Source organism: Planotetraspora phitsanulokensis (assembly GCF_016863295.1).
Lineage (GTDB): Bacteria > Actinomycetota > Actinomycetes > Streptosporangiales > Streptosporangiaceae > Planotetraspora > Planotetraspora phitsanulokensis.
Genome location: NZ_BOOP01000020.1, coordinates 103,511 through 121,820, shown reverse-complemented (window position 1 = coordinate 121,820; position 18,310 = coordinate 103,511). Strand labels below are relative to the sequence as shown.

16 protein-coding genes are annotated in these 18,310 nt (G+C 69.5%); 10 read left to right on the top strand and 6 right to left on the bottom strand.

The genetic code is table 11. The annotated features are described in order from the left end of the window. The first annotated feature begins 77 nt into the window (after positions 1–77). Both Pph01_RS21750 and Pph01_RS21745 read left to right on the top strand, forming a co-directional pair. Positions 78–2,090, top strand: a complete 2,013-nt coding sequence (locus Pph01_RS21750; RefSeq protein WP_239116904.1) for a beta-galactosidase — start codon at positions 78–80, stop codon at positions 2,088–2,090. 99 nt (positions 2,091–2,189) lie between these two features. Next, the gene (locus tag Pph01_RS21745) at positions 2,190–3,719 is read left to right on the top strand and encodes a glycosyl hydrolase 53 family protein (protein ID WP_239116903.1); all 1,530 of its coding nucleotides are present in this window, start codon (positions 2,190–2,192) and stop codon (positions 3,717–3,719) included. Between the two features lie 151 nt (positions 3,720–3,870). Here the strand turns inward: Pph01_RS21745 and Pph01_RS21740 are convergent, their stop codons facing one another. Together Pph01_RS21740 and Pph01_RS21735 are read right to left on the bottom strand one after the other, a co-directional pair. Continuing rightward, positions 3,871–4,731 (bottom strand): TIGR03620 family F420-dependent LLM class oxidoreductase, encoded by an 861-nt coding sequence (locus Pph01_RS21740; RefSeq protein ID WP_204074970.1) that lies wholly within the window; start codon positions 4,729–4,731, stop codon positions 3,871–3,873. Positions 4,732–4,798: 67 nt separating this feature from the next. Beyond that, the gene (locus Pph01_RS21735) at positions 4,799–5,548 is read right to left on the bottom strand and encodes an SDR family NAD(P)-dependent oxidoreductase (protein WP_204074969.1); all 750 of its coding nucleotides are present in this window, start codon (positions 5,546–5,548) and stop codon (positions 4,799–4,801) included. Positions 5,549–5,659: 111 nt separating this feature from the next. On the opposite strand from Pph01_RS21735, the gene Pph01_RS21730 reads away from it, so the two are divergent. Beyond that, the gene (locus tag Pph01_RS21730; protein WP_204074968.1) at positions 5,660–6,262 is read left to right on the top strand and encodes a TetR/AcrR family transcriptional regulator; all 603 of its coding nucleotides are present in this window, start codon (positions 5,660–5,662) and stop codon (positions 6,260–6,262) included. A gap of 318 nt (positions 6,263–6,580) precedes the next feature. Here Pph01_RS21730 and Pph01_RS21725 read toward each other — a convergent pair whose 3' ends face one another. After that, the gene (locus Pph01_RS21725; protein ID WP_204074967.1) at positions 6,581–6,937 is read right to left on the bottom strand and encodes a hypothetical protein; all 357 of its coding nucleotides are present in this window, start codon (positions 6,935–6,937) and stop codon (positions 6,581–6,583) included. A 184-nt stretch (positions 6,938–7,121) separates the two neighbouring features. Here Pph01_RS21725 and Pph01_RS21720 point away from each other — a divergent pair, with 184 nt between their 5' ends. The 6 genes from Pph01_RS21720 (at position 7,122) to Pph01_RS21695 (ending at position 16,001) form a co-directional block, all read left to right on the top strand. Beyond that, positions 7,122–9,404 carry a TIM-barrel domain-containing protein gene (locus Pph01_RS21720; protein WP_204074966.1) on the top strand — a complete coding sequence of 761 codons (2,283 nt, stop codon included), beginning with the start codon at positions 7,122–7,124 and terminating at the stop codon, positions 9,402–9,404. A 24-nt stretch (positions 9,405–9,428) separates the two neighbouring features. Continuing rightward, positions 9,429–10,742, top strand: a complete 1,314-nt coding sequence (locus Pph01_RS21715) for an ABC transporter substrate-binding protein (RefSeq protein WP_204074965.1) — start codon at positions 9,429–9,431, stop codon at positions 10,740–10,742. Positions 10,743–10,820: 78 nt separating this feature from the next. Beyond that, positions 10,821–11,702 (top strand): carbohydrate ABC transporter permease, encoded by an 882-nt coding sequence (locus Pph01_RS21710; protein WP_204074964.1) that lies wholly within the window; start codon positions 10,821–10,823, stop codon positions 11,700–11,702. Beyond that, a complete protein-coding gene (locus tag Pph01_RS21705) occupies positions 11,699–12,556 on the top strand; it encodes a carbohydrate ABC transporter permease (protein ID WP_239116902.1) in 858 nt (285 codons plus the stop codon). The genes Pph01_RS21710 and Pph01_RS21705 overlap by 4 nt, the downstream gene beginning before the upstream one ends. A gap of 66 nt (positions 12,557–12,622) precedes the next feature. Then, complete coding sequence (locus Pph01_RS21700) at positions 12,623–15,577, top strand: glycoside hydrolase family 3 protein (RefSeq protein WP_204074963.1); 2,955 nt, start codon at positions 12,623–12,625, stop codon at positions 15,575–15,577. Positions 15,578–15,746: 169 nt separating this feature from the next. Beyond that, on the top strand, positions 15,747–16,001 hold the full coding sequence (locus Pph01_RS21695) for a metallothionein (protein WP_204074962.1): 255 nt from the start codon (positions 15,747–15,749) through the stop codon (positions 15,999–16,001). Positions 16,002–16,009: 8 nt separating this feature from the next. Here the strand turns inward: Pph01_RS21695 and Pph01_RS21690 are convergent, their stop codons facing one another. From Pph01_RS21690 to folE, 3 genes are all read right to left on the bottom strand, one after another. Continuing rightward, complete coding sequence (locus Pph01_RS21690; protein ID WP_204074961.1) at positions 16,010–16,357, bottom strand: peptidylprolyl isomerase; 348 nt, start codon at positions 16,355–16,357, stop codon at positions 16,010–16,012. Between the two features lie 80 nt (positions 16,358–16,437). Continuing rightward, on the bottom strand, positions 16,438–16,821 hold the full coding sequence (locus Pph01_RS21685) for an arsenate reductase family protein (protein ID WP_204074960.1): 384 nt from the start codon (positions 16,819–16,821) through the stop codon (positions 16,438–16,440). Between the two features lie 15 nt (positions 16,822–16,836). Beyond that, entirely contained in the window at positions 16,837–17,433 is a 597-nt protein-coding gene (gene folE, locus Pph01_RS21680; protein ID WP_204075083.1) for a GTP cyclohydrolase I FolE, read from the bottom strand. 152 nt (positions 17,434–17,585) lie between these two features. Here folE and Pph01_RS21675 point away from each other — a divergent pair, with 152 nt between their 5' ends. Next, on the top strand, positions 17,586–18,308 hold the full coding sequence (locus tag Pph01_RS21675) for a helix-turn-helix transcriptional regulator (protein WP_345483422.1): 723 nt from the start codon (positions 17,586–17,588) through the stop codon (positions 18,306–18,308). Positions 18,309–18,310: the final 2 nt, after the last annotated feature.

Genomic DNA, 18,310 nt, shown 5'->3' with positions numbered 1-18,310 from the left:
GATGTTTGCGACGACTCTTTTCTCTCCCGAGTGGCTGGATTACTGTGCACGTTCACAGAACAAGTTGAGGGGGAGCTTTGCCTGGATATCCCGCCCTGCCCGAGGGCCTCGCATACGGGGGGGACTACAACCCCGAGCAGTGGCCGGAGGAGGTGTGGCAGGAGGACGTCCGGCTGATGCGGCAGGCCGGGGTGAACCTGGTCACGGTCGGCGTCTTCAACTGGGGCCTGATCGAACCCGCGGAGGGCGTGTACGACTTCGACCGGCTCGACCGGATCTTCGACCTGCTGCACTCCGAGGGCATCAAGGTCGACCTCGGGACCCCGACGTCCTCGCCGCCCGTGTGGTTCCGCAACCGCCACCCGGGAAGCCGGCTCGTGGACCGGGAGGGCCACGTGCTCGGCGGCGCCACCCGCCACAGCTTCTGCCCGAGCTCGCCCGAATACGCCGCCGCCTCCGAGCGCGTGGCCGGACGGCTGGCCGAGCGGTACGCCGGTCACCCGGCGTTGGCCATGTGGCACGTGCACAACGAGTACGGCTGGGCCAACGCGCACTGCTACTGCCCGACCTCCGCGGAGGCGTTCCGCGCCTGGCTGCGAGAGCGGTACGGGGACGTCGGCGCCGTCAACGCCGCGTGGGGGACCACGTTCTGGGGCCTGACCTACGGCTCGTTCGACGAGGTCGAACCGCCGCTGCTCGCCCCGCCCGGCCTGCTGACCGGACTCCAGCTCGACTTCATGCGCTTCTCCGTCGACGCGCACATCGCGAACTACCGGCGCGAGCGGGAGGCCGTCCGGCGGTTCAGCGACCTGCCGGTGACCACCAACTTCATGATCCCCAACTGCAAGCCGATGGACTACTGGCGGTGGTCGGCCGAGGTCGACGTCGTCGCGAACGACCATTACCTCGACGCGGAGACGCCCGACGCCCACATCGGGCTGGCGATGGCGGCGGACCTCACGCGCTCGGTTTCCGGCGGCCGGCCGTGGATGCTGATGGAGCATTCGACGGGCGCGGTCAACTGGCAGCCCCGCAACCTCGCCAAACGCCGAGGGGAGATGCGGCGCAACAGCCTCGCGCACGTCGCCAGGGGCTCGGACTCGGTGATGTTCTTCCAGTGGCGCGCCTCACGCCACGGCGCGGAGAAGTTCCATTCGGCGATGGTGCCCCACGCCGGGACCGACTCCGAGGTGTGGCGGGACGTCGTCGACCTGGGAGCCGACCTCGGCCGCCTGGCCCCGGTCCGCGGTTCGCGCGTCGAGGCCGACGTCGCCGTCGTCTGGGACTGGGAGTCGTACTGGGCCCTCGAACTGGAGTGGCGTCCCTCGGCGGACCTGGGGTTCCGGGAGCGGGTGGGCGCGTTCTACGAGGCCCTGTGGCGTGAGCACGTCACCGTCGACTTCGTCCACCCGTCGGCCGACCTGTCCGCGTACCGGCTGGTGGTCGTGCCCAGCGCGTACCTGCTGACCGAAGGGTCGGCCAAGAACCTGCACCGCTACGTCGAGGCGGGAGGCCACCTGCTCGTCTCGTTCTTCTCCGGCATCGTCGACGAGAACGACGCCATCCACGGGGGCCCGTACCCGGGTGTGCTCCGCGAGGTGCTCGGCCTGTCGGTGGAGGAGTTCCATCCGCTCCGTGAGCACGGAACGGTCGCCGTGAGCTCCGGTGCCGGGGAGTACGCCGGCCGGATCTGGTCCGAGCGCGTCCGGCTCGGGGAGGCGGCGGCCCTGTGGACGTTCGCCGACGGTCCCGACGCCGGTCACCCCGCGGTGACCAGGCACGACCTCGGCGCCGGTGCGGCCTGGTACGTTGCGACCGCCCTCGACGAGGCTTCCGGCTCCGGGCCGCGCGGCCCGTACGGCCTGCGGGGGCTGCTCGGGGAGGTGCTCGACCACGCGGGCGTACGGCGGCTCGCGGATGTTCCCGAGGACGTCGAGGTCGTCCGCCGCGGCGCCCATCTGTTCCTCTTCAACCACGGCGACCGGCCGGTCACGGTTCCCGGCGTGACGGGAACCGGCCTGCTCGACGGCGTGGAACACCGGGGATCCGCCACCGTCCCGCCCGGAGGGGTGGCGGTGGTCCGCACATAGAGGTCCTCGGGGCCGCGCCGACGCCTGACCGCGGCGCGGCACCGGGGACGCACGGGGGTTCGGGGATGTCCGCATCACTCCTCACCTGAGCGAGGACACATGAACAAGACCCTGATGGCGCTCACCCTGTGCGCCGCCGCGACGCTCGTCGCGATCCAACCGGCACGGGCCGCCTCGTCCGGTCCTCCCGCGGTCACCAACAGCGGTTTCGAGAAGGGAGTCACCGGCTGGCGGACGTCCACGGGCAAGGGCGCGTCGGCTCTCACCCAGGCAGGAGGGCACAGCGGCTCGTCACGGCTGACGCAGCAGGCGGCGACGGCGTCCCGGGCCGAGACCCGCCAGACGGTGTCCGGGCTGCGGGACGGCTACTACACGCTGCGCGCCTGGGTGCGTGCCGGTGCGATGAACCAGAGCAGGATCACCCTGAAGGACTGCGGCTCGCCGGACACGTCCACCTGGGTCCCGGCGTCCGGTTCCGAGTGGCTGCACATCGCGGTCACCCAGAAGGTGACGCGGGGCAGGTGCACGATCAGCCTGGCCACCGACGCGGCCGCCGGAGGCTGGGCCGACTTCGACGACGTCACCTTCGCCCCGGGGAAGGCGACGCTCGCCGTGAAGGGAGCCGACACCTCGAGCCTGCCCAAGTCGGAGGCGAACGGCGGCAGGTACTTCACCGCGAGCGGAAAGCGAGCCGACCCACTGAAGATCATGCACGGCGCCGGGGCGGACTACGTGCGGCTCAAGGTGTGGGTCGACCCGGCCGACGGCTACAACGACAAGGCACACGTGCTGGCCATGGCCAGACGCGTCAAGGCGCTCGGCATGGGGCTGCTGATCGACTTCCACTACTCCGACGCGTGGGCCGACCCGGGCAAGCAGTACAAGCCCGCCGCGTGGGCGGACCTGGACTATGCGGGGCTGAAGACCGCGCTCTACGACCACACCTACGACGTCCTCAACGCGCTGAAGGCGCAGGGGACCACGGCGGACATGGTCCAGGTCGGCAACGAGATCAACGACGGGATCCTGTGGGAGGAGGGCCGCAGTTCGCACTTCGCCGACCTCGCCGGCCTGCTGAACGCCGGATACCAGGCGGTGAAGGACGTCTCGGCCGAGACGATGGTCGTCCTGCACGTGGCCGAGGGCGGCAACAACGGGCTGTTCCGCTGGTGGTTCGACAGCGCCGCGGCCAACGGGGTCCGCTACGACGTGATCGGCGTCTCCTACTACCCGTACTGGCACGGGACGCTCGGGGCCTTCCAGGCGAACATCGACGACATCGCCGCCCGGTACGGCAAGCCCGTGCTCGTCGCGGAGACGGCCTATCCCTTCACCGACGCCGAGAACGACCCCCTCACCAACATCATCACCTCGGCCGAGCCGTACCCGAACTATCCGGCCACGCGCGCGGGCCAGACCGCGATGTTCCGCGACGTGCTGAGCATCGTCCAGGCGGTGCCGGACGGGCGCGGGCTCGGGGCCGTGTACTGGGAGCCCACCTGGACCGCCGTGGCCGGCAACGGCTGGGACCCCGCCGATCCCTCCTCCGGAAACGGCTGGGAGAACCAGGCGCTGTTCGGCTACGACGATCGGGCGCTCCCCGCGATGGGGGCGTTCGCCCACCGATAACCCCTCAGCGTGATCATGCACACATTCGACAGAACATGCGCTGAACTGGAGGAATACCGACCGTGATCACAGAGGGGCCTCCTAGAATGTGTGCATGATCACGACCCGTGAAGAGGCTGGTCGGAGGGTTTCGGCCCGAACGTGTGCATGATCACGCACGGGTCAGGGGTGCCAGTTCCCGCCACTCGCGGCGCGGGAACGCCCCGTCCGCGCGCAGGACGTGGAGGGCGACGTGATCGGCCCCAGCGTCGTGGTGTTCTCTCAGGCGACCGGCGATCGTCTCGACCTCCCCCCAGGCCACGACTCGGTCGATCAGGCGGTCGCTGCCGCCACCGGCCAGATCCTCGTCGGCGAACCCCTGGCGGCGCAGGCTCCTGGCGTAGTGGTCCATGGTCAGGAACGGCCCGAGGAAGCCGCGCGCGGTGGCGCGCGCCCTGCCGGGATCCCCGTCCAGCACGACGGCCTGGTAGGGGGCGAGCGTGGGCGCCCGCCCAAGCGACTCCCGGGTGGCCGCCGTGGACTCGGGCGTGACCATGAACGGGTGCACCCCCGCGGTGCGCTCCCCGCCCAGCCGTACGAGGCGCGGGCTCAGCGCGGCGAGGATCCGCTCGTCTGCAGGGAGGGGGGCGCCCGTGTGGTCGAGGCGGTCGAGATACCCGTTCATGTCCTCCACCGGCCGGAACGGGCGGCCCGCCCCATCCGCGGCGGCGGGGTCGCTCACCCCGAGGCCCGTGAGGACGCGTGCGCCGTACGCCTCCCGGAGTGCGGCGTGACCCCGGGCGATCTCCTCGGCGTGGTGCCGCCAGATGCTGATGACGCCGGTGGCCACCGTGGTCGCACGGGTGGCGCGCAGCAGCCTTTCCACGTCGCCGAGGACGTCGCCGCCGCCCAGGCCGGGGATCCACAGTGTTCCCCAGCCGAGATCGTCGAGTTCGGCCGCGGCCTCCGCTGTCTCGCCCGGATCGCCGAGGCGGAGCTCCGTGCTCCAGATTCCCGTTCGTCCCAGGTCCATCGTTGACGCTCCTGTCGGTCTGTCGTTGGTTCCAGAGCCGGTCTCAGTCCTGGTCTCAGTTCTGGTCTCAGATCTGGTTGAGGCCGCCGTCGACGTAGAGGTTGGCGCCGGTGACGAAGGTGCTCTGGCCGGAGGCGAGGAACAGGACCGCGTCGGCGATCTCCTCCGGCCGGCCCAGCCGGCCCATGGGCACCTGGCTCGCCATATGGCCCTTGAGCTGCTCGGCCTGCTGCTCGTCGGGGGCCAGGCCGCTGAATCCGGGGGTGTCGACCGCCCCGGGAGTGATGGCGTTCACCCGGATGCCGCGGCCCCTGAGCTCGTTGGCCCAGGTGCGGGCGAAGGAGCGGACGGCCGCCTTGGACGCCGCGTACACACCGAAGGCCTCGCTGCCGGAGTCCGCGCTGGAGGAGGAGGTCAAGACGATCGACGCGCCGTCGTTGAGCAGCGGCAGCGCCTTCTGGACGGTGAAGAGCGTGCCCTTGACGTTGGTGTCGAAGGTCTGGTCGAAGTGCTCCTCGGTGACCTGCTCGAGCGGGGCGAAGGCGCCGCCGCCCGCGTTGGCGAACAGCACGTCCACTCCCTGCCCACGCTGCCCGACCGCCGTGTAGAGGCGGTCGAGGTCCGTCGGGTCCGACACGTCGCCCTGGACGCCGACGGCGTTGGGGCCGATCTTCCGTACCGCGTCGTCGAGTTCCGGCTTGCGCCTGCCGAGGACGAACACGAGTGCGCCCTCCTGTGCCAGCCGCTGGGCCGCGGCGAGTCCGATGCCGGTGGTGCCTCCGGTGACGACCGCGGTCTTGCCTTCGAGCTGTCCCATTACTCGGTCCTTTCCTGCGGAAACTTCGGTACCGATTGGTACTGAAAAGGACGATAGCACTCGTCGGCCGACTTGTGTACCGATCGGTTTTTCGTTGGCTACCCTGAAGACATGAGCAGCACTGGACGGGCCGTGATCGGCCGGCCCCGCGGATTCGACGCCGACGCGGCACTGGACCGTGCGCTTGAGGTCTTCTGGCGTCAGGGCTACGAGGGCGCCTCGCTCAGTGACCTCACCGAGGCGATGGGCATCAACAAGACCAGCATGTACGCCGCCTTCGGCAACAAGCGTGAGCTGTTCGGGAAGGCGCTCGCCCGCTACGCCGAGGTCGACCTGGCCTACGCGCGCGACGCCCTCGCCGCGCCGACCGCAAGGAAGGTCGCCGAGACCTTCCTGCGGGAGAACGCCAAGGCCGTGACCATGCCGGGCCGGCCGCCGGGGTGTCTGTCCATTCAGGGCGGCCTGTCCTGCGGGCCCGACAACGCCGAGGTGGCCTCAACCCTCGCCCTGGCGCGCAAGGCCGGGGAACTCGCGATGCGCGACCGGTTCCGCCGCGCGATCGAGGACGGGGACCTGGGCCCCGAGAACGATCCCGACGACCTCGCCCGCTACATCATGGCCGTGTCGGAGGGCCTGGCCGTCCACGCCGCCGCCGGCGCCACCCGCGAGGAACTCGCCCGCGCTGTCGAAATCGCCCTCCGTGCCTTCCCCTGACCCCCTTATTTGTGGGGTGATCATGTTTTGGGGTGTGATCATGCACACCTTCGGGGGAGTGCCCGCTTACCTGCGGTGAGGCCTGTCGTGATCATGCGCAGATTCGCGCGCCTGTCCCATGACCTGGCCGAACCCGTCTGTGATCATGCATGAATTGCCCCGCCTGCCGTACGGCGCGAGCCGAAGCGGACGCGGACGCCCGGCGTGAAGAGTGTGGGCTGCCCTCTGTGACCTCGCGTGCATGATCACGCACTGTGAAAGGGCTGGTCGGGAGGCCTGTGTACGAAGGTGTGCATGATCACCCCCAAAAGGGCTGCGTTAGGGCTCGGGGGAGGCTTCCCATTCGTGGCAGGGGCGTAGCGCGTAGTGGTGGTAGATGATGATGCAGACCGCCAGGCGGGGGTCGCCCTCCGGTCCCTCGTCGTCGTCCGCCTGTTCCAGGCCGTCGGCCCGATCCCAGTCGTCCGCGCCCGTGTCCGGGGAGTACGCGCCGTCCGGGAGGTCCTCGTCCTCGAAGCCGGTCAGGTCGTCGGCGTCGACGACGCCGTCGAGGTCGGGGTCCTCCAGGAGGTCCGCCGCGCTCACGATCTGCCCGGCCGGTCCGCAGATGCAGTCCGGCGTGCCCTCATGGCTGATGACGTCGTCGAGCGGCATCACGTGAACGAACTTGTTCATGCCACCTCCTGGCCCTTAATTGCCGGTCACATTACCCAAAACATGCATAAATCGGAATAAAACAGGCGAAAGTCGCACGAAGATGCTCATTTCGATCTTCGAAGCGTCACGGAGCCGTTGACCTTTGTTCGGATGGACGGCAAACTAACTCCACAGTCTTCGCACCAACGATGGAGTGTCGCAAATGCCGTACCGCCCTCCCCTGATCGCGCGCGAGTACTTCGTGGCGGACCCGCCCGAGCTTCCCGTGCGAAGGCCCGGGGAGACCGGCCTGTCGGCGGTGACGCGGGCCGAGGTCGTGGCCTCGGACGGCGACGGCGTCACCTTCAAGGGCTCGACCTCGGCGGACGAGACGCTGGTCGTGCAGGTCTCGGTGGCGGGGGAGGGCGTCATCCGGGTCAGGCTCGGCGCGGAGGCCGACGCCCGCAGCCGTGCGTCCCGGGCGATCACGATGGTCACCCCCGGCCGGTACGGCGACGCCGTCGTGGAGGCGGGACACAGCAGGGTGATCGTCGACGCGGGCTCGCTCCGGGCGGAGATCAGGCTCGACCCGTGGAACATGCGCTTCACCGACCGCGCAGGACGGACGCTGGTCGAGCAGGACCCCGGGCAACCGGACATCAGCGGCCGGCTCCGCACGCTGCCCTTCGGGCGGTCGAGCGCCGACGGCGTGCCCGTGGCCTACCACGAGACGTTCCTGGCCCCCGCGGACGAGGCGTTCGGCGGGTTCGGCGAGTCGTTCACGCCCCTGGACAAGCGCGGCCAGCGGCCGCTGATGTGGAACTTCGACGCCTTCGGCGCGGAGTCGCAGCGCGCCTACAAGAACGTGCCGTTCTACCTGTCGAACAGGGGATACGGCCTCATGGTCGACAGCGGCTCCCCGGTCGAGTTCGACATGTGCCAGTCCACGCACAGCGACGTGCAGATCATCGTGCCGGACGACCTGCTCGACTACTACGTGATCGCGGGACCGGCCCCGGCGGACGTGCTCACCCGATTCGGACGGCTCACCGGCAAGCCCGAACTGCCGCCCAAGTGGGCGTTCGGCACGTGGATCTCCTCGGGGTTCTTCCGGGACAGCCAGGAGCGCGTGCTGGAGCGGGCCGCGACGATCAGAGAAAGGGGCATCCCGTGTGACGTCCTCCACCTGGACACCTACTGGCAGGTCGGCGACCACTGGTCGGACATGCGGTGGGACCCCGAGACCTTCCCCGACCCCGTGGGCATGCTGGCCGCCCTGAAGAAGCAGGGCTTCAGGGTCTGCCTCTGGATGAATCCGTATATTTCACATCTCAGTCCGGCCTTCCCGGAGGCGGCCGAGAACGGATATCTCCTCAGGAGGCAGGATGGCGAGGTCTACGTGGCCGACTCCTGGCACGGCTCGCACCCGGCCTGCGGCATCGTCGACTTCACCAACCCCGCCGCCGTCGACTGGTTCAAGGGCCTGCTCCGCGACCGCCTGCGCGAAGGCGTCTCGGTCTTCAAGACCGACTTCGCCGAGGGCGTCCCGGCCGACGCGGTGGCCTTCAACGGGATGACCGGCACCGACCTGCACAACGTCTACTCGCTGCTGTTCAACGACGTGGTCTCCGAGGCCACCCGTGAGGTCGCGGGACACGGCATGGTCTGGGCCCGCTCGTCCTACCTGGGCGGCCAGCGGCACGCCGCGCAGTGGAGCGGCGACGTCGACTCCGCCTATCCCTCGATGGGCAGCACGATCAGGGGCGGCCTGTCGCACGGCCTGTCCGGCATCCCGTTCTGGACCCACGACGCGGGCGGCTTCACCGGGACGCCGACACCCGATCTCTACATCCGCTGGTCGCAGTTCAGCGCGCTCTCGCCGCTGATCCGTTTCCACGGCACCACCACCCGGGAGCCGTGGCGGTTCCCCGCGCACGCTGAGCGGGGCGCCGTCGAGGCGATCCGGCTGCGTTACCGGCTCATGCCGTACATCTACTCCGCGGCGGTCACGGCGGCGGAGACGGGCGCGCCGATGATGCGGGCGCTGTGCGTCGACTACCCGGACGACCCCGTCGCGTGGCAGGCCGACCTCGAATACCTCCTCGGGACCGACCTGCTCGTGGCCCCCATGATCTCGGCGGACGGAACCCGGAAGGTCTACCTGCCCGCGGGGGTGTGGGTGGACTACTGGACCGGGGAGGCGATCGAGGGCGGCCGCCACATCACGGTCTCCCCGCCGCTGGACCAGATCCCCCTGTTCGTACGGCACGGCGCGCTCATCCCCGTGACCGAGCCGGGGGACACGGTGGGCGACGACGCCCCGGTCACGTTGGCCGCCTTCGGCGTGCCCGCCCGCGAGAGCCGTACGACCATCAGGGACCTGGACGGCGACACCGTCGTCACCGCCGTGCGCGACGGCGACCGCCTGGTCGTCACGGTCGAGGGTCCCAAGCGGATCACTGGCGTCGAGTTCACGGGCCCCGGCGCCCCGGTCATCATCAACTAGCACGAAACCCCCTGGAGAATGACCATGCTGAAGATAGGCAGGACGGCCGCGGCGGCTGTGCTGGCCGCCTCCGCGATGGTGCTCGCCGCATGCGGCGGATCGTCGGATGGCGGGGGCGGCGGCTCGTCGTCGGGCCCGAGGACCCTCACGCTGTGGCACTACGAGGGCGCCGACAGCGCCATGGGCAAGGCCTGGGCGCAGGCGATCAAGGAGTTCGAGGCGAGCCACCCCGGCGTCACGGTGAAGTTCGAGGAGAAGGGCTTCGAGCAGATCCAGAAGACCGCGGGCATGGTCCTCAACTCCGACGAGGCGCCCGACGTCATGGAGTACAACAAGGGCAACGCCACGGCCGGCCTGCTGTCGAAGCAGGGCCTGCTCACCGACCTGTCCGACGAGGCCGCCAAGCGCGGCTGGGACAAGCTGCTCAGCCCGTCGCTCCAGACCACGGCCCGCTACGACGACCGCGGCATCATGGGCTCCGGCAAGTGGTTCGGCATCCCGAACTACGCCGAGTACGTGATGGTCTACTACAACAAGGACGCCTTCAAGAAGCAGGGCATCGAGGTGCCCACGACCTTCGACGAGTTCACCGCCGCACTGGACAAGTTCGCCAAGGCCGGCATCACGCCCATCGCCACCGGCGGCGCCGAGTACCCCGCCCAGCAGATCATGTATCTGCTCGCGCTGAGCAAGGCCGACCGGGCCTGGGTCGACGCCTTCCAGCAGTACAAGGGCAAGGTCGACTTCCACGGGCCGGAGTTCACCTACGGCGCGCAGACCTTCGCCGACTGGGTGAAGAAGGGCTACATCAGCAAGGACTCGGCCGGGATCAAGGCCGAGGACATGGGCGTCTCGTTCATCGGCGGCAAGTTCCCGATCATGATCTCCGGCAGCTGGTGGTACGGCCGGTTCCAGGAGCAGATCAAGGACTTCGACTGGGGCTCGTTCCTGTGGCCAGGCGGCGCGATGGCGCCCGGATCCAGCGGCAACCTGTGGGTCGTCCCCGAGAAGGCGAAGAACAAGGACCTGGCCTACGACTTCATCGACATCACGATGAAGAAGGACATCCAGAACCTGCTGGGCAACTCCGGCGGCCTTCCCGTCGCGGCTGACCCCACCGCGATCACCGACCCCAAGAGCAAGGAACTGGTGGAGAACTTCAACAAGCTCTCCTCCCAGGACGGCCTGGCCTTCTATCCCGACTGGCCGGCACCCGGCTACTACGACGTGCTCGTCGCGGGCGTGCAGGAGCTGATCAACGGCAGCAAGTCGCCCGAGCAGGTGCTCGACGAGATCGCCCAGCCGTACAACGACAACCTCGCCGACATCGGGAACTGACCCCCAAGGCGAACGCAAGGCTCCCGGCGGCAGGGGTGACCGGCCCCCGCCGCCGGACATATCCCGAAAGGTCTGCTCATGGCGCCATCTCCGGCGCGCCCCCGAGGGCGAGGCGGCTACTGGATCTTCCTGATCCCCAGTTTCGTGCTGTTCCTCGCCGTCATCGTCGTGCCGTTCGTCATGAACGTCGCGACGAGCTTCACCCGCTGGTCCGGGGTCGGCACCCCCACCTGGATCGGGCTGGACAACTACACGAAGCTGTTCAAGGACGAGCGGTTCTGGACGTCGTTCGAGCACAACGTCGCCCTGATCGTCGCCATGGCCGTCGTGCCGACCCTGATCGGGCTCGTGCTGTCCGCGGCCCTGTTCGACTACATCGGCAAGAAGTTCGGCTCGCGCACGGCGTCGGTCCTGCGCGCCGCCTACTACCTGCCACAGATCCTGCCGATCGCCGTGGCCGGCGTGGTGTGGAACTGGATGCTGCACCCGTCGTACGGCGCGGTCAACGCGATCTTCGGAACCAAGGTCAACTGGCTGGGGGACCCCGACCTCGCCCTCGCCACGGTCATGGCGATCATGGTGTGGTTCCAGCTCGGCTACCCGGTCGTGATCTTCATGGCCGGGCTCCAGCGGGCCGACCCGGCGCTGCACGAGGCCGCCGAGATCGACGGCGCCTCCTGGTGGCGCAGGTTCTGGCACATCACGATCCCGCAGATCAGGCCAGAGATCTTCGTCGTGCTCCTCACCTGCACTATCGCCGCCCTCAAGGTCTTCGGGCCGATCTTCGTGCTCACCCGGGGCGGGCCGGGCAACGCGACGATGGTGCCCTCGTACTTCTCGTATCTGAACTTCTTCCAGAAGGCCAACGTGGGCTACGGCTCGGCCATCGCGACCGTCCTCGCGCTGATCATCGTCGTCGTGACCTTCCTCTTCCTGCGCGTCCAGGAGCGTGACGCATGACCTCCGTACGCGCAGTACGCACCGTGCGCAGCGTGCGCGCCCCCGGCAGGTGGGCGGTGCTCGCGGCCCTCGTGGTGCTGGCCGTCGCGATGGTGTCCCCGTTCGTGATCGTCACGCTCAACGCGTTCAAGTCGCCCGCGGAGTACTCCGCGGGAGGGCCGCTGAGCCTGCCCAAGGGGCTCTACCTCGACGGGATCATCGACTTCTGGAACCGGGTGGACTTCGGCGAGAAGTTCTTGAACAGCCTCCTCATCAGCGGTGCGGTCGCGATCGCCGCCGTCGTGCTGTCCGTGCTCAACGCGTACGCGCTGGGCATCGGCCGGGTCAGGGGCAGGTTGTGGATCCTGGTGCTGTTCCTCGTCGCCAACACGCTCCCGCAGGAGTCGCTCGTCTACCCGCTCTACTACCTGTCGAAGGAAGTGGGGCTCTACGACTCGAAGCTCGCCGTGATCCTGATCTTCACCGTCATCCAGGCGGCGTTCGGGACCTACCTGCTCTCGTCGGTGCTCGGGCAGTTCCCCCGCGAGATCCTCGAGGCGGCCTCGATCGACGGGGCGGGCAAGTGGCGGGCGCTGTCGCGGATCGTCGTCCCGATCAGCCGCCCGACGTTGTCGGTGTTGGTGATCTTCTTCTTCATCTGGACGTGGAACGAGTTCTTCCTGCCGCTGATCTTCCTGATCTCCAACGACAACCAGACCGTGCCGGTCGCCCTGGGCGTCCTGCAGGGCGAGAAGATGATGGACGCCACCATGTCGAGCGCATCGGCGCTGCTCGGCATCGTGCCGGCCGTCGCCTTCTTCCTGATCTTCCAGCGCACGCTGACCAGAGGGGTGACCGTCGGCGCCATCAAGTGAGGACCCGATCCCCTCGTCTTCCCGGACCCAGTGAACTCCATGCCCCCCACCTGACCTGGAGGCACCATGTCCCTGCGACGTCCGTTATGGGTGACGGCCGTCATCGGCCTGCTGATGACGCTCCTGGCGGCCCCGGCCGCCAGGGCGGCGGAGGACCCGCCCTTCCGCGACCCCGCCCTCCCGCTCGGCCAGCGGATCGACGACCTGCTCGGCCGCCTCACGCTCGACGAGAAGATCTCGTGGCTGCATCAGTACCAGCCCGCGATCCCGAGGCTCGGCATCGGGCTGTTCAAGACCGGCACCGAGGCCCTCCACGGAGTCGCCTGGTCCACCGACATCGACCACGGCGGCGCGGTCGTGACCGCGGACGGGACCGTCTTCCCGCAGGCCGTCGGCCTCGCCAGCACCTGGGACACGGACCTGATCGAGCGGGTCGGCGCCGCGGTCGGCGACGAGGCGCGCGGCTTCAACAGCCGCAACCCGCGGGTCTGGGGCCTGAACCTGTGGGCGCCGGTGGTCAACCTGCTGCGCGACCCGCGCTGGGGCCGCAACGAGGAGGGCTACTCCGAGGATCCGACGCTGACCGGCGCGATCTCCACCGCGTACGGCTCGGGCATCCAGGGCGGCGACCCCGACCACCTCAGGGCGGCGCCGACGCTCAAGCACTACCTGGCCAACAACAACGAGGTGCGCCGGGACAGCACGTCGTCCGGCCTCCCGCCGCGGGTCGAGCAGGAGTACGACCAGGCCGCGTTCAGGCCCGCCGTCGAGGCCGGCGCCGCCACCGGCGTCATGGCCTCCTACAACCTGGTCAACGGACGGCCCGCCACCGTCAACCCCGACCTGGACGACGTCGTGCGGTCCTGGACGGAGAAGGACCTGCTGAACGTCACCGACGCCGGCGCTCCCAACAACCTCGTCGGCTCCCAGTCCTACTATCCGAACCTCGCCGAGGCGGACGCGGCCGCGCTCAAGGCAGGCATCGACAGCTTCACCACCGACGACACCAACGCGGCTCCCACCACCACGGCGATCAAGGCCGCCCTGGAGCGGGGACTGATCACGGAGTCAGACGTCGACACCGCCGTCCGGCACATCCTGTCCATCCGCTTCCGGCTCGGCGAGTTCGATCCGGACGGCGGACCGTACGGGAAGATCGGCGCGGACGTGGTAGACAGCCCGGAGCACCGCCTGCTGGCCCGCAAGACGGCGGCCGAGGCCATGGTGCTGCTCAAGAACTCGAACAAGGCCCTTCCGCTGAGCCCGGCGGCCAGGAAGGTGGCCGTGATCGGCCCGCTCAGCCAGACCCTCTACACCGACTGGTACTCCGGCGGCCTGCCGTACCGGGTGACCCCGCTCGACGGGATCCGGGAGCGGCTCGGCGCGGGCGCCGTCACCGGCACCGAGGGCGCCGACCGCATCGCCCTCAAGGACGTCGCGACGGGCAGGTACATCACCGCCGGCGCCGGAGAGGCTGGCGCGGTGCTCAGGGAGAGCGCGACCACCGCGGGCGACACCGAGAAGTTCGACGTGTTCGACTGGGGCCAGGGCGTCCTGACGCTGCGCAGCGTGGCCAACGGCAAGTACGCCGGGTACAACTGGTCGAACTTCGTCAACGACCAGGCCCAGCCGAACGGCTGGTTCGTCCAGCAGCAGTTCAAGCTGGAGAAGCAGGCCGACGGCGCCTACCTCCTGCGCTACGCCGGCTACGAGACCGCCGAGAGCTGGTTCGGGCCGAACACCTACATCAAGGCCGGCGACGACGGGACCCTCGTGCTGACCACCGCCGACCAGGCGTCCAGGTTCGCCAAGGAGACGGTCGCCAGCGGCGTCGAGGCGGCCGCGGCGGCGGCCAGGGGCGCGGACGTCGCGGTGGTCGTCGTCGGCAGCATGCCGTTCATCAACGGCCGCGAGGCGCACGACCGCACCGACCTGAACCTCGCCGAAGGACAGGAGGCCCTGGTCAAGGCGGTCAGGAAGGCCAACCCCCACACCGTGGTGGTCCTCGAGAACAGTTATCCGACGACGATCGGCTGGGAGCAGGACAACGTCCCGGCCATCCTGTGGACCACGCACGCCGGCGCCGAGACCGGGCACGCGCTCGCGGACGTGCTGTTCGGCGACGTCAACCCGGCGGGACGCCTGACCCAGACCTGGCCCCGCTCGGCGGGCGACCTGCCGGACATCCTCGACTACGACATCATCAAGAGCGGCGCGACGTACCAGTACTCCAAGGACCGGCCGCTCTACCCGTTCGGCCACGGGCTCAGCTACACGACCTTCGCGTACCAGGGGCTGAAGCTGAACGCGAACTCGGCGCGGCCGGACGGCACGGTCGTGGCGACCGTCAAGGTCACCAACACCGGCCCGGCCGCGGGTGACGAGGTGGTCCAGCTCTACACCCACCAGCGGTCCTCGCGGGTGGAGCAGCCCGTCAAGCGGCTCCGCGCGTTCGAGCGCGTCCACCTCGAGCGCGGGCAGACCAGGACGGTGACGTTGTCCTTCAAGGCGGCCGACCTGGCCATCTGGGACGTCACCCGGAACAGATGGGTCGTCGAGGCATCCGGGCACGACGTCATGGTGGGCGGCTCATCCGACGGCGTCCGCCGGCGGACGACGCTGAACGTCACGGGGGAGACGATCCCGCCCCGCGACCTGACCCGGCTGACCAGGGCCGTCGACTTCGACGACTACTCCGGCGTCGAGATGGTCGACGAGACGAAGGAGCGCGGTGACGCCGTCGGCGCCTCGAGCGGCGACTGGATCGTGTTCCGTGACGCCGACCTCAGGAAGCCGGCGCGGGTCACCGCGGGAGTCTCCTCGGTGAGCGGCGGATCGTTCGAGCTGCGCCTGGGCTCGCCGACCGGCAAGGTCGTCGCGACCGTCCCCGTCCCCGCCACGGGCGACGTCCACGCCTGGGGAACGGCCACCGCCCCGGTCGGCCCCGTCGCGGGAGTCAGGGATCTGTACCTCGTCTTCACCGGAGACCTGAGGATCAGGGACTTCGTCCTCGGCGGTTGACCAGGCCGGAGCCGCCGGTTCCGGACGCCGCGTGCCACCGGGGGGCGCGGCGTCCGGCGCCGGTGATGAAAGTCCTGGTCAGTGCGTTGTTATGCGCGGTACATCGCGGTTCGCCGGTGTGACCGGACGGGTATGCCGGAGTCGAAATATCGGCTGACCGGGGGTGACCATGGCGACCTGCGAGGTCTGCGGCAACGATTACGACATGGCGTTCGAGGTGCACGCTCAGGGGGTGGTGCACGTCTTCGACAGCTTCGAGTGCGCGATCACCAGGATGGCGCCCGTGTGCGAGCACTGCTCGTGCCGCATCGTCGGGCACGGCGTGGCCCTGGACGGGCGATGGTTCTGCTGCGCCCACTGTGCGCGTGAAGCGGGCGCGAAGACCATCGCCGACCGTGAGACCCTCCCCGGAGGGCGGCGGTAGTCCCGGGGTCAGGACTCGAAGGCGATCAACCTGATGATCACATATCCCTCACCGTCGGGCACGGGAGGGAACGTGGTGCCGGGCACGGCGTCGAACACGCTGGGACGCTCTGCCCGGGTCACCACGCCGAACATGTCGCCGGGCAGGGTCATGCCGAACACGTGCGCCCGCTTGGCCGCCGCGTAGAAGCTGCCGCCCGCCTCCAGGTCCGCGGCGACCGCGGCCGCGGCCCGCTGGTCGACCAGCCGCAGGTACGCGACGCGGGCCTTGTCCGGCTTCACCGCCTGTGCGCTGAGATAGTCCTCGATCTCCCAGATGAGGAGCTCGCTGAGGTAGCGCGAAGTGTCCTTCCACATGCTTAGCAGGGTGCCTCGCCCCAGTTGCGTCTGAGTTGCACTCGGATTGCTTCGCCTGCCCCGGGCACCTGTGCGAGCGGTTAGGGGGTTCCGTTCCTGGGTGAGGGCGGCGTGAGCACGGAGCGGACGGCGTCGGGGGATCGGCCGACGACGGCGGGCCCGTCGTCGACCGTGATTATGGGGCGCTGAATGAGGATCGGATGGGCGGCCAGGGCCCGGATCCAGCGGTCGCGGTCCCCGGGGTCGCGCGGCCAGCCGGCCATGCCGAGGCCGGCCGCCACGCTCTCACCGGTCCGGGTGATGTCCCACGGTTCGAGGCCGAGCCTGGTCAGCACGTCACGGAGCTCCTCCTCCGTGGGCGGCTCGTCCAGATAGTGGCGCACGGTGTACTCCGCGCCCGCGCCGTCCAGAAGAGACAGGGCCGAGCGGCATTTCGAGCAGTCGGGATTGATCCAGATCTCCATCGGGTGCCCGTCGTCTCAGTGGCCGGTGGGGTGGGCGAGGGCGAAGAACTCGCCGCGGGAGCGCGCGTCGTCGCGGAGCACGCCCAGGAGGGCGGAGGTGACCGTGTGCGATCCCGAGGCCCGGACGCCGCGCAGCGTCATGCACGTGTGGTCGGCCTCGACGACCACGCCGACTCCCTTGGGCTCGAGCCGGGTCTGCAACCAGTCGGCGACCTGCTTGGTGAGCCGTTCCTGGACCTGGGGGCGGCAGGCGAAGTGCTCCACGATCCGGGCGAGCTTCGACAGGCCGACGATGCGCCGTCCGGGCAGGTAGCCCACGTGGGCGACACCGGCGAAGGGCAGCATGTGGTGCTCGCACACGGACCGGACGGGGATGGAGCGGACCAGGACGAGCTCGTCGTACCCCTCGTCGTTGGGGAAGGTGGTGAGGTCGAAGGGGCGCGGGCTGAAGAGTTCGGCGTAGGCGCGGGCCATCCGGCCAGGCGTGTCCCGCAGGCCCTCCGCGTCGACGGGGATGCCGAGGGCGCTGAGGAACTCCCCGGCGGCGCGTTCGGCCGCCGCGACGTCCACGCCGTCGTGACGCGTCGGGCGCCCGTGGGTTCCCGGGACCATCGTCACCGGCCGTTCGGCCTGGTGTGCCGGACTGGACATTGCCACCTCCTGTTTCGGAAGCAAGTGTTAGCCATATCGGGAACGAACGTCAACAAGCAGGATGGCTGGGCTATTTAACCAACAAGTTTGGGTGTTACTGTGGTCGGGTGACCATGGACGACTCCACGCTCGCGGCCGTCGCGGTGCTCAGCGACGACCTTCGCCGCCGCATGTACGGCTTCATCCGGCGATCGGACGGCCCGGTCACCCGGGACGAGGCGGCCGACAGCGTCGGGATCTCCCGCAAGCTCGCGGCCTTCCACCTGGACAAGCTGGTCGACGTGGGGCTGCTGCGGGCCGGCTACGGCCGGCCGGGAGAGACGCGCGGAGTCGGCCGCGCGCCGAAGGTGTACGAGCCGACCGATCTGGACGTCCAGGTGAGCATCCCCCAGCGTGAACACGGCCTGCTCGCGGACATCCTGCTCGACGCCGTCCGCACCCAGGACCCGGGGGAGAGCGGACGGGACGCCGCGCTGCGCGTGGCGGCCGACCGCGGCCGCGAGCTGGGCGACGCCGAGCGCGGGCGGACGAGGCCGGGACGTCTGGGAGCCGAACGCGCCCTGACCTGCGCCGGCCAGATGCTGGAACGCCATGGGTTCGAGCCCGCGCGCGCCACGCCGACGCTGGTCCGGCTGCAGAACTGCCCCTTCCACCCGCTGGCCGCCAAGGATCCCGACCTGGTCTGTGCGATCAACCACGCCTTCCTGGCCGGGTTCCTCGACGGGCTCGGCGCCACCACCCTCACCGCCACTCTGGCGCCCCGGCCGGGAGCCTGCTGCGTCGAGCTCGGCACAGCCGTCCCGCCCGCGTCCGCCACGAGCCCGACTGGAGCATGACG

What these genes read in the sequence shown, in the direction of transcription:
- Pph01_RS21745 (WP_239116903.1), top strand. Translation starts at nt 2,190, where the DNA reads ATGAACAAGACCCTGATGGCGCTCACCCTGTGCGCCGCCGCGACGCTC.
- Pph01_RS21740 (WP_204074970.1), bottom strand. Translation starts at nt 4,731, where the DNA reads ATGGACCTGGGACGAACGGGAATCTGGAGCACGGAGCTCCGCCTCGGC.
- Pph01_RS21735 (WP_204074969.1), bottom strand. Translation starts at nt 5,548, where the DNA reads ATGGGACAGCTCGAAGGCAAGACCGCGGTCGTCACCGGAGGCACCACC.
- Pph01_RS21730 (WP_204074968.1), top strand. Translation starts at nt 5,660, where the DNA reads ATGAGCAGCACTGGACGGGCCGTGATCGGCCGGCCCCGCGGATTCGAC.
- Pph01_RS21725 (WP_204074967.1), bottom strand. Translation starts at nt 6,937, where the DNA reads ATGAACAAGTTCGTTCACGTGATGCCGCTCGACGACGTCATCAGCCAT.
- Pph01_RS21720 (WP_204074966.1), top strand. Translation starts at nt 7,122, where the DNA reads ATGCCGTACCGCCCTCCCCTGATCGCGCGCGAGTACTTCGTGGCGGAC.
- Pph01_RS21715 (WP_204074965.1), top strand. Translation starts at nt 9,429, where the DNA reads ATGCTGAAGATAGGCAGGACGGCCGCGGCGGCTGTGCTGGCCGCCTCC.
- Pph01_RS21710 (WP_204074964.1), top strand. Translation starts at nt 10,821, where the DNA reads ATGGCGCCATCTCCGGCGCGCCCCCGAGGGCGAGGCGGCTACTGGATC.
- Pph01_RS21705 (WP_239116902.1), top strand. Translation starts at nt 11,699, where the DNA reads ATGACCTCCGTACGCGCAGTACGCACCGTGCGCAGCGTGCGCGCCCCC.
- Pph01_RS21700 (WP_204074963.1), top strand. Translation starts at nt 12,623, where the DNA reads ATGTCCCTGCGACGTCCGTTATGGGTGACGGCCGTCATCGGCCTGCTG.
- Pph01_RS21695 (WP_204074962.1), top strand. Translation starts at nt 15,747, where the DNA reads ATGGCGACCTGCGAGGTCTGCGGCAACGATTACGACATGGCGTTCGAG.
- Pph01_RS21690 (WP_204074961.1), bottom strand. Translation starts at nt 16,357, where the DNA reads ATGTGGAAGGACACTTCGCGCTACCTCAGCGAGCTCCTCATCTGGGAG.
- Pph01_RS21685 (WP_204074960.1), bottom strand. Translation starts at nt 16,821, where the DNA reads ATGGAGATCTGGATCAATCCCGACTGCTCGAAATGCCGCTCGGCCCTG.
- folE (WP_204075083.1), bottom strand. Translation starts at nt 17,433, where the DNA reads ATGGTCCCGGGAACCCACGGGCGCCCGACGCGTCACGACGGCGTGGAC.
- Pph01_RS21675 (WP_345483422.1), top strand. Translation starts at nt 17,586, where the DNA reads ATGGACGACTCCACGCTCGCGGCCGTCGCGGTGCTCAGCGACGACCTT.